Source organism: Coleofasciculus sp. G3-WIS-01, assembly GCF_040223135.1.
Taxonomy (GTDB): domain Bacteria; phylum Cyanobacteriota; class Cyanobacteriia; order Cyanobacteriales; family Coleofasciculaceae; genus Coleofasciculus.
The window spans coordinates 1-9,632 of record NZ_JAVJZI010000155.1; the positions used below are offsets into that span (position 1 = coordinate 1).

The 9,632-nt window shown below is 46.3% G+C and carries 9 protein-coding genes and 2 pseudogenes; 4 read left to right on the plus strand and 7 right to left on the minus strand.

Translation table 11 applies throughout. The features are described 5' to 3' along the window. Positions 1 to 245 precede the first annotated feature (245 nt). Positions 246 to 329, minus strand: a pseudogene (locus RIM23_RS15125) (nucleoside deaminase); the annotation flags it as partial. Positions 330 to 572: 243 nt separating this feature from the next. Between RIM23_RS15125 and RIM23_RS15130 the strand changes: the two are divergent. Next, the gene (locus tag RIM23_RS15130) at positions 573 to 1,493 is read left to right on the plus strand and encodes an N-acetylmuramoyl-L-alanine amidase (protein ID WP_446368048.1); all 921 of its coding nucleotides are present in this window, start codon (positions 573 to 575) and stop codon (positions 1,491 to 1,493) included. Positions 1,494 to 1,557: 64 nt separating this feature from the next. On the opposite strand, the gene RIM23_RS15135 is transcribed toward RIM23_RS15130, so the two are convergent. Then, positions 1,558 to 3,375, minus strand: a complete 1,818-nt coding sequence (locus RIM23_RS15135; protein ID WP_446368049.1) for a protein kinase domain-containing protein — start codon at positions 3,373 to 3,375, stop codon at positions 1,558 to 1,560. 185 nt (positions 3,376 to 3,560) lie between these two features. Here RIM23_RS15135 and RIM23_RS15140 point away from each other — a divergent pair, with 185 nt between their 5' ends. Beyond that, on the plus strand, positions 3,561 to 3,977 hold the full coding sequence (locus tag RIM23_RS15140; RefSeq protein ID WP_446368050.1) for an element excision factor XisH family protein: 417 nt from the start codon (positions 3,561 to 3,563) through the stop codon (positions 3,975 to 3,977). Further along, positions 3,965 to 4,300, plus strand: a complete 336-nt coding sequence (locus tag RIM23_RS15145; RefSeq protein WP_446354231.1) for an element excision factor XisI family protein — start codon at positions 3,965 to 3,967, stop codon at positions 4,298 to 4,300. Before RIM23_RS15140 ends, RIM23_RS15145 begins: the two co-directional genes overlap by 13 nt. 149 nt (positions 4,301 to 4,449) lie before the next feature. On the opposite strand, the gene RIM23_RS15150 is transcribed toward RIM23_RS15145, so the two are convergent. Together RIM23_RS15150 and RIM23_RS15155 are read right to left on the minus strand one after the other, a co-directional pair. Continuing rightward, positions 4,450 to 4,989, minus strand: coding sequence for a GIY-YIG nuclease family protein (locus RIM23_RS15150; protein ID WP_446368051.1), 540 nt, complete (start codon positions 4,987 to 4,989; stop codon positions 4,450 to 4,452). 9 nt (positions 4,990 to 4,998) lie between these two features. After that, positions 4,999 to 5,325 (minus strand): hypothetical protein, encoded by a 327-nt coding sequence (locus RIM23_RS15155; RefSeq protein WP_446368052.1) that lies wholly within the window; start codon positions 5,323 to 5,325, stop codon positions 4,999 to 5,001. A gap of 690 nt (positions 5,326 to 6,015) precedes the next feature. On the opposite strand from RIM23_RS15155, the gene RIM23_RS15160 reads away from it, so the two are divergent. Further along, positions 6,016 to 6,231 carry a hypothetical protein gene (locus tag RIM23_RS15160; RefSeq protein WP_446368053.1) on the plus strand — a complete coding sequence of 72 codons (216 nt, stop codon included), beginning with the start codon at positions 6,016 to 6,018 and terminating at the stop codon, positions 6,229 to 6,231. Positions 6,232 to 6,319: 88 nt separating this feature from the next. Here the strand turns inward: RIM23_RS15160 and RIM23_RS15165 are convergent, their stop codons facing one another. From RIM23_RS15165 to RIM23_RS15175, 3 genes and pseudogenes are all read right to left on the minus strand, one after another. Further along, positions 6,320 to 8,032 carry an ABC-ATPase domain-containing protein gene (locus tag RIM23_RS15165; protein WP_446368055.1) on the minus strand — a complete coding sequence of 571 codons (1,713 nt, stop codon included), beginning with the start codon at positions 8,030 to 8,032 and terminating at the stop codon, positions 6,320 to 6,322. A 252-nt stretch (positions 8,033 to 8,284) separates the two neighbouring features. Then, positions 8,285 to 9,076, minus strand: coding sequence for an MORN repeat-containing protein (locus tag RIM23_RS15170; protein ID WP_446368054.1), 792 nt, complete (start codon positions 9,074 to 9,076; stop codon positions 8,285 to 8,287). A gap of 266 nt (positions 9,077 to 9,342) precedes the next feature. Beyond that, positions 9,343 to 9,458, minus strand: a pseudogene (locus RIM23_RS15175) (DUF924 family protein); the annotation flags it as partial. Positions 9,459 to 9,632: the final 174 nt, after the last annotated feature.

A 9,632-nucleotide genomic window follows, 5' to 3' on the forward strand; every position in this document is an offset into this window, starting at 1 on the left:
TAGTCACAAGACTAGAACAATGTACTGTAGGGCATACAGAAACATGGGGAAAGAGAGGAACGGTTGATAAGACACTCTCGGTAAGTACCTGAACGCTTAGGGAGCAGGCTCCCTCTGGGGTTATCTAAGTTAGGCTCAATAGGTAGTTTTCTACGGGTATTTGGTTTAAGTATTGCCGCAAGGATAGATAGCTGTAAGGTGTGTCGCGGAACTAAGAATCCCCGTACTTATAGGACGGGGAGTGTCAATAAGACAGAACCAATGGGAATTCCTCCTTCCCGAAGTCCCTGTTGGGCTTGGGCGATCGCGGCTGCCATAAACTCATCCATAGTCTTGCTATCCTAGAATTCTCCAAATTTCTCGCTAAATAGTACGTCTCCAGAATTTTCTCCGGAGCAGGTTATCGGGATTGGGGAGATGGAGAAAGATGTTCTGAACCGCTATTGCCGATTTCACAAAAGGAACAAAAGGGTGGTGGGGATGTCAACCCCTAGTACATCGGTTCAGTCATCGGTCATCATCATAGTTGCGGTGAATTAACATCTCATCACCAATGGGAGTCAACGATTAAGATGAAATACGGAATTGATATCGGACATAACTGCCCTCCAGATACTGGTGCTAGCAATATTGGCAAAGAAGATGATATGACCAAAGCGGTGGGGACGAGAGTGATCTCGAAGCTCAAATCCCTGAATCATCAAGTGGTAGACTGTACACCTAGTCGCGCTTCGAGTGTGAGCAACTCCTTACAACAACGGTGTAATACGGCGAATACCAATCGTGTCGATCGATTTGTATCCATTCATTTTAATGCCTTTAACGGCAGAGCTAAAGGCGCAGAAGTCTTTGCCGTGAGCAATACAGGGAAGGACATGGCTAAGCCTATCTTAGATAATATTGTTAAGCTAGGGTACTTCAATCGCGGGATTAAAGATGGCTCCCATTTGTACGTTCTCCGGAATACAGCAATGCCAGCGATTCTAGTTGAATGCTGTTTCTGCGATAATCAAGAGGACATGGATCGCTACGAAGCCGAAGCCTTGGCAGATGCGATTGTCAAAGGATTAACTGGACAAACCACACCAGTGACGACTACCTTTTCCCAAAATCCAATTGTTGACCTTCAGAAAGCCTTAAATCGGCTCAAGATCAGAAGTCCCAAAGGCACTCCCTTAGTCGAAGATGGTTCCAACGAAGCGGATACTACAGCAGCACTCAAAACCTTTCAGGCGATCGTTGGTGTTACACCCACAGGTACTGCCGATGCTAAAACCTGGCAGATCATCAATCAAATTTTAGCCATGCCAGTCCTGCGAGAAAACCATGCCACAGGTTCTGTAGTCAAATATCTGCAACGTCGTATCGGGACGACACCCGATGGAATATATGGTCCGGGGACAGCCGCCGCCGTTGCCCGATTCCAACGGCAACAAGGGATCACGGCTGATGGGATCATCGGTCCCCAAAGTTGGAGCAAATTACTGGCTTAGGGAGTTTTGAGAGACTGTAGGGGTTTGGTAACCAAACCCCTACGGCGTGGTGAGGATGTCAAATTTAATGCAAATCGGCTTCCCACACTCCAATATAAATGCGATCGCGCTCATTGCGTTCAATCAACCCTTTCAAGGGAGAACCGTTGCTGCTGCTGGTAAAACGATAGCGATTGGATTGACGCTGATAAACCTGGGTTAGTCCCTGGCGAATCTCTGGTGAGAGATTGCGACTGAGCATTTTATCTAAGGTGTCTGCCATGGTTTCTAATCCCACAGATTGGGCAAATGCAGCCTCAGTTTGTCGCAAACGTTTAGTATCGCGGTCAAACAGATAACCAAGACTGACGCGATCGCCAATAAAGTCTTCATAAGTCAATGCCTGGGTATTGTACCACAAACCTTTGGAAAGCTGGGTTGGCGTGCCTAAGGCGGCTTCCACCACTTTTCGAGGCGTTCCTGGGGTAAATCCGGGAATTTTGTCCGATAGAGGTGGTTTAGGGGTGTGGTTTTCGGGCGCAGGTGTGGGTGTCGGTGAGGGTGTCGGTGTGGGTGTCGGTGTGGGGGTTGGGGAAGCGACAGGAGAGACAGAAGGAGAGGGGAAGGGTAAGACTAAGGGTTCAGAGGCAAACGGCGTGGGGGGATCGGGAGCAGGCAGGAATTCTGGAGATTCTTGGATACGGAATGTGGGATCAGGTGGGGACAGGGGTGTGGGCGATTCTGGACTCACCAGTTTTGGGGAAGGAGTTGGCAGAGGTAAAGGTGTGGTTGTCGCTGTAGTTGAGGGCAAAGGGGTACTTCCAGAAGAGGCGGATACGGACTCTGGGGGTGGCGGTACGCGACTTGAGGGTTCTAGAATACGATTTAAACCCCAACCAATAGCCATAGCACTCAGGAGTAAGCCGCCAGCGATTAAACCGCCGAAGCGCCGAGAGGGATGTCCCTCGTCTGTTGACAGGGGTTTTCTGCGGATGGGAACCGTTGGCGGAACCGCCGATTTACTGGCAGGGGGTACATGTCTGCTAGAAAGGGATAACGTGGCTGTCGCGATCGTTGTCGGATAGGCACTCAAGGCTTCCAGCATTTCCTTGGCATCCGCAAAGCGATCGCGCGGATGGAAGCGAATCGCCCGATCAATCACGGTGGCTAAATGGGAGTGACAATTTGGTGCATCCCGACGCCATAAAATTTCGCCGCTGCGGGTATCCGTTTCTAGGGTTTGCGGTAATTTGCCCGTGAGCAAAAATACCGCAATTAATCCCAAACTATACAGATCACTAGCATAGCGAGGGCGTCCTGCTGCTTGTTCTGCTGCCATAAACCCAGGTGTGCCAATGACTATCGATGGGGTGGCGTTGGCTTGAGAATGAACAACGGTTTTAATCGCTTCTTTAACAGCACCAAAGTCAATCAGGACAGGTAATCCGTCTCGCTGTCGCACAATGACATTATCCGGTTTAATATCACGGTGAACGATGTGACAACTGTGGACATAATCCAGTACAGGCAACAGACTCAACAAAATTGCCTTGACTTGACTATCATTGAGCTGACCTTCCCGTTCTACGATTTGAGTCAGGGTATCCCCTTCAATCCATTCCTGAACTAAGTAAAATTGTCCAGATTCGGAAAAATAAGCAAATAATCGGGGAATTTGAGAGTTATTTTCACCTAACTCTTCTAAAACCGCTGCTTCCCGCTGAAATCGCTCTTGTGCTTGCTGATAGCTCTGGGGATCATGAGTCATGGGTTTAAGCTGCTTAATCACACACTTACGTCCCGAAGGCATGTAAGTATCTTCAGCGAGAAAGGTATTCCCAAACCCACCTGCCCCCAGCGTCTGGAGGATGCGATAGCGATTATTGAGCAGCGTTGGCATCATGAGCGATTTAGGCAAGCTGTTTATAAATGATGAATATGAGTTATGATATCAAGTTAAACGGCTGAAAGCCCTGTACAGAATGTTGTTTATCTAATTGATTAAGTCACTTGCGGATTTAATATAACCCAGCTTCTGTTCATGTTAGCGATCGCACTAAAATTAGAACGCATCTTTCTTCTTCGTCTATGCCAGCCAGAGACCTTTTCCATGATGTTGTTCGTGCTGCCTTGGAGAAAAACGGATGGACGATTACTGCCGATCCCCTGATTCTAACCATTGGGTTACGATCTGTATTTGTAGATCTGGGTGCAGAAAAACTGATCGCTGCTGAACGAGGTTCAGACAAAATAGCCGTGGAAGTTAAAAGTTTCCTGAGTCCTTCCCCCATTAGCGACCTTGAAAATGCTTGGGGACAGTTTTTTCTATACGCTAGGACATTACAGAAACAAGAACCGGATCGCATTCTATACCTTGCCGTTAGTGAAACTGTTTTTCAAACCTTGTTTACTGAGGAAGCTGGACAACTCCTGTTAGAGGAACCCGGCTTTCATCTGATTGTGTTTAATCCAACCACGGAGGAAATTGTGCAATGGAAGTCCTAAACCAATGGCGGGAAACCCTAGAGAAAACCCTTCAATACTATGCAGAACTCCCGTATCCTTACTCTGATGTTCAAACCTATGTTGTTGTGAGTCGGGATAGCAACCATTTTTTCTTAATGCACGAAGGTTGGCAAGGCAACAAACGAATTCATGGCATGGTTGTTCATGCCGAAATCCGAGACGGCAAAATCTGGATTCACTACGATGGCATTGAAGGTAGTATTACAGAAGATTTGGTTACCGCAGATATTCCTAAGGAGAATATTGTGCTTGCTTTTCATCCAATCTATGTGCGCGAACACACTGGCTACGCTGTTGCCTAATATGGCTTAGAACAAAAAGAACAGCTTTAGTGGAGTCAATTGTAGGGGCGGGTTTAGCCATTTAATTTTGGCATCTACCGATAACTTTTCAATCAAACCCGCCTTTCGTCACAAAAGAACTTATTTTTTTGGATCTTGTTAATTGATTTTTATTTTAAATCCAGTAATCCCTGCTCTTTTAATTTGGGGTTGAAACGAATCTCACCTTGCACACCACGAGCCTTTAATTGTTCTAAAATTTCCGCTTCGACTCGCCGTGCTATTTTCTTTAATAGCTTAATTTGCCCTAATTCTTCACTCTTGTCATAGGTTGCTTTATCCTCATCCGTCATCGTCTTTTTCGCATCAATAGGATTATTCCAAATCCCTTCATCACCACCATTCCCTGGCGGAATTTCTCCATTTTCTTCAATCCAAGCCTTGCGGATTGTTTCCAAGCGAGTGCGATTGGGGCGCTCAATGGTTTCCACTTTCAACCAATAGCAGGATTGAGGTTGACGAACTAAATGTTGTTTTAAGCTGACATAAATATCGCGAGAATAGTTGACCAGTTGCAGGGTTTTCTCCTGGTCAAAAATGGCATAGACGCCGATTTTTCCGGATAAAGATTCCGGGAGATTACCTCCCTCGTCCAGATAGGGGATATATTCTAAGTCAGAGAGAGCGGGAATTTGCGTTTCAGAACTCATCAGCAATAATTAGGCTATTTTTCGATAAATCGCACAGAGGCGGCTGGGATTAAAGACTTTGGCTTTGAACATGAAATTGGGAGGGACATTTATAATTGCATAATCTTCGGATTCGTGATACTGTTCAAACTCCCGTGGCATACCTTTGGGAGTCCCTTCGCTGTAGGGGACAGGTTGAAACAGTAACTCGGTGAATTCCAAATCTTGACAGTGCAGTTGTCCCGCGACTTGCTGGCGGAATACTTCACCGTTCAACAAGCTAAATAGATGGTTCTGGGCGTCTGGTTCGAGGACAAAGCTGCCATCAAAATTGTTAACAATTTTTAAGTTAGCCATAGTTTGGCAGAATTGGGAGCAAGTTGACGACTGGGATGATTATACCCCACATCTTGCACCATTCTCAGTCAGCTAATTTGTCGTGGCGTAGCACACCTAATGTGATGGATTAGAACTGTAGGGGCGCACCGACGTGCGCCCTTTTACTGCACCGACGTGCGCCCAATTTAACCCTAAAATCTATTCCACCATTTTCGCTGTGTTACGCCATCGTGAGGAGAGCGAAGCGTAACCCACTATTTCTCAAGGTTTTGAAAGGTAACATCTGCCGCCTAACCCCGGTTACACCAAGCTTATTGAAACTGGTGTCATATATCAGTTATACCTCACTTGTAAGATCTAGTTCAAAGGCTTTATCCCATGGGGCTAATAGGTATCTACAAATTCAAGATTGATGAGCACAGGTATGGCTCTCTTCGCCGTAGCAGTAGGAATGCTCAATGCTTTCCTACACAAAGGTTTGGAGTCTCAGCATGACGGGCTAAATGATCCAGATCACTATTTGAAATGATTTCCGGCATGTTTTGACCAGAGAACTATCACCTAAAAAGGCTATTAAAATCAGCTCTTTTACCCGTCTATTTTACGTGGTTTATTGATTTAAATCACACTCAGGATTACATCGGTTTTCTATGATTGCGATTAACAACCGCACTTGGTTAATTCAAACCTGAGCAAGAAGGAGACAAAATGATCGCGAGTGACTACGACTGGAAACTCACTATCATTGAACGGAATTTATCCCAATCGAATTGGATAAATCTTTTACCTGAAGCCCAAGAACGAATTTTAGAAGAAGCTGATGATTTGCTAAACGTTTTACCTTTCCCCCATAAACAACGATTAAAAACTTCTTTAGAACGGATTCGAGATTGCACAAATTTGAAGGAATTGGCTTTAAATTAATATGGCTGGGCGGGTTTCACCACTATCTTTTCGGTGGCAACCCCATGTAACTCGCGCCCGCCCCGACTCAGACGAGTGGGAGAGGATGTTAAGGCTGCTCCCGTATCTGTAATGTCCGCAATCGATTTAACGCTGCTGCTAACTCAAATCGCCGGAATAAAACTAAGTCTCCTTCGGGTAAATTCCCCAGCAAATCTAATCCCTGAGACTCAATATCTGCCATCATCCGATTTAGTACTTCAGTAACTGTATTGCGCCCATTAATATAGTGTCGCTTGGCATAAACAATCGCCTCAGCAATTGCCCGTAATTGTCCTTTCTCCACAATCTGTTCAACGGCGGCTAAATCGATTTCCTCTTTGCCAAACACCACTTCATCCACATCGCGCACCTTCAGCTTAACGTCTCGTGAACCGCGACTGGGGTCAATGCTTTCGGGTAACGGAATACGCGGCGCAATATCGCCAAACTCTTTTCCGCCTTCGGGAATCCTTTCTGTTTGATACTGTTTCGCGATCGCGCGGGCTTTTTCGGTAACATCGTAGGGCTGGAAGTTATCCATGGCGATAACGGTATCGGCGACATCAAAGTAATCACCACTACCGCCCATGACTAAAATTGTGGATACTCCATAATCGGTGTAGAGTTGACGTATCTTATCGATAAACGGCGTAATCGGTTCCTTATCTTTGGCAATCAACTGCTGCATCCGATGATCGCGAATCATAAAGTTTGTCGCCGCCGTATCCTCATCCACCAGTAATAACTGCGTATTGGCTTCCAACGCTTCAATAATATTCGCCGCCTGGGAGGTACTCCCACTCGCATTGGCGGTGGAAAATTGACGAGTAGACCGACCTTGGGGTAATTGGTTAATAAACGGCGAAATATCTACACTGGCAATACTACGACCATCTTCTGCCCGAATCTTCACCGCTGAGGCTTGAGTCACCACAAATTCCCGTCCATCCCCAGGAATGTGATTATAGACTCCCACCTCTAGCGATCGCAAGACGGTAGATTTGCCATGATAGCCACCCCCGACGATTAAGGTAACGCCGGCGGGAATCCCCATCCCCGTTACCTCACCTCGATTCGGACAATTAAAGGTTTCCCGTAATGTTTCTGGGGATTGGAAAGGTAATGCATTTTCATCTAACGGGCGATCATCCACACCACTGCGTCGGGGTAGAATCGCATCATCAGCAATAAATGCGACTAAATTCCGTTCTGTTAACTGTTGACGCAGCCAGTCTGCATCTTCAACGGTTTCAACGTGCTGTTTAATCTCTACTGCATCCAGAGACTCGTACTTAAGCGCTTGATCAACAATCTCAGGAATATCATCACACAACATTTCCGCCGCCTGACGCCCAGAGATGCGCCTTCCCCGTGCAGGTAATCCGACGACGAAGCGAACTTCTATGAGTTCATCGTTGACATAAGCAGCCGTGCGCTCGATTACCGATTGTCCCACAGACATAATCGCAATTCGTCCACTATTCCCGGTTCCTCGATGGGAACTAAACTCTCGCGCCACTAAATCAAACTGGCGTGTCAGGTAATCCCGTAAGGCGATTTCTCGACTACGACTTTGGTAAAGGGTTCTGGGAAACTCCGCCACGGCTTGAGACAGTTGCACTCGGACATGACTAGGACTGGCAAAGGGATCACCTTGGACGCGATCGATAATTAAGGTAAAATCAGAAAAGTGATAGCGTCCTTTGATATCCTTGTAGGCTTTGTAGCTGTTGTCGTCAAGTTGGAGTAGAAGTTGGCGTAGTTTCTCGCGATTACTCATCATGTAGCAATAAGTTGGGTAATAGCTATTTTCAGACTACTACCAAATCTGATCGTCTCGTGGTTTGGCTGCATTGAGTTGACGTTCTCAGGTGGAAGTTAGAGCCATTGGCGATATCCAGGGAACATGGCAATAGGCTTCGGTTAAGGAGAGCAAAGGGGGTCAATCTGTAGGGGCGGGTTTGACCCATAACATTGTGGCACATAACCGATAACTTGACTAAACCCGCCCACCCGGTTATTGAGGCAGATTTTACTGAGGGCGATTGCTCCAATTTCCTCTGTAAATTCGCCCATCAGTATAAGTCAGGACACCCACACCTCCAGGCTGACCATTCTCTAACTCTCCAGTATAACTTTTATAGGTGTAGCCTTGGGGATAGGTGCAAGTGCCGCGACCAGTAAAGGTACTATTGTAGAAGTTACCTCGACAAACGATACCATTAGCGTGTCGTAGTGTACCATTGCCTTTAGCCTGACCTAACATAAACTGTCCGTCGTACCTTTGCCCATCAGCAAAAATGAACGTTCCACTACCGTGGTACTGACCGTTGAGAATGCCTCCTGAATAACGATCCCCGCTAGCAAATCTGAATGTTCCAGTTCCGTTGGCTACACCCTGAGTTAACTCCCCGGTATAGCGATCGCCATTTGCAAATATAAACGTTCCTCTGCCGTGGGGAAAACCCTTGTCTACTTGTCCTTCATAGTGGTCATTGTTGTTATAAACTAATACCCCTTTGCCATTCGGTAAACCCTCACGAATTTCTCCCTCGTAGTAGTTGTAAGGACTACCCGATGGGTGGTAGTCTTGATAAGGGTTATTTGGTGAGTTGATTATGTCTGTATAAGATGGTTGTTCTGTATATATGCATAACCCTCGACCATTAAGCCCCTGGAAGTTTCCTTCGCATAAAGCACCATCCCGAAGCGTAATAAATTCTGCCAATGATGGCGGCGAATAACTCAAGTTAATGGCAAAACTGGCACTAGATGCCATCATTAGGGTTAGTCCTAGTCGTTTTAAAGGCAGTTGCTTTAACATAAGTTACCTCGATGAATGACCCTTTCACTGGTTACTCTGGAAATGTGGCTGCCTTCTATGAACTAGGACAAAAAACTTTACAAAAGAGCGATAAAATCAGCGTTTGGGCTGATGTTCCCCCCGAAAACTAGACAAAAAGTTGAACCCCCACCTGTTGGGGCACGACATGTCGTGCCCCGACAAATCGCCGGCTCTGTATATAAGTCCTAATTAAGCGGATTCGAGTTGTTAATTTTGACTATAAGTCGCCTCTAAACCACCCATCGTCAAAACGAGGAACCTGGTTGTTTAAGAAACGCCACTTCTTCCGGTGTGCTTTCTCGACCCAGATCGGGTTACGATGGGGGAAACGCCCAAAGCGTTCAATCACCTTCAGATGACGATAGGGGTGAATTAAACCTACTTAAATCTGTGCAAACAGATTGATTCACCCACCAGGGGCAGGATTAGACCTACGTTAGAGCGGTCAAGACACCTACGAATTCGCTAGTTCGCTCTTCTCTGTCGGTTGAGATTAAGGAATGCTCGAAAGGTTTATAGAGCAAGTGTTTCAACC

Bases quoted from the DNA above. Each gene is read 5' to 3' on its own strand.
- RIM23_RS15130 (WP_446368048.1), top strand. From the start codon at position 573: ATGAAATACGGAATTGATATCGGACATAACTGCCCTCCAGATACTGGT.
- RIM23_RS15135 (WP_446368049.1), bottom strand. From the start codon at position 3,375: ATGATGCCAACGCTGCTCAATAATCGCTATCGCATCCTCCAGACGCTG.
- RIM23_RS15140 (WP_446368050.1), top strand. From the start codon at position 3,561: ATGCCAGCCAGAGACCTTTTCCATGATGTTGTTCGTGCTGCCTTGGAG.
- RIM23_RS15145 (WP_446354231.1), top strand. From the start codon at position 3,965: ATGGAAGTCCTAAACCAATGGCGGGAAACCCTAGAGAAAACCCTTCAA.
- RIM23_RS15150 (WP_446368051.1), bottom strand. From the start codon at position 4,989: ATGAGTTCTGAAACGCAAATTCCCGCTCTCTCTGACTTAGAATATATC.
- RIM23_RS15155 (WP_446368052.1), bottom strand. From the start codon at position 5,325: ATGGCTAACTTAAAAATTGTTAACAATTTTGATGGCAGCTTTGTCCTC.
- RIM23_RS15160 (WP_446368053.1), top strand. From the start codon at position 6,016: ATGATCGCGAGTGACTACGACTGGAAACTCACTATCATTGAACGGAAT.
- RIM23_RS15165 (WP_446368055.1), bottom strand. From the start codon at position 8,032: ATGAGTAATCGCGAGAAACTACGCCAACTTCTACTCCAACTTGACGAC.
- RIM23_RS15170 (WP_446368054.1), bottom strand. From the start codon at position 9,076: ATGTTAAAGCAACTGCCTTTAAAACGACTAGGACTAACCCTAATGATG.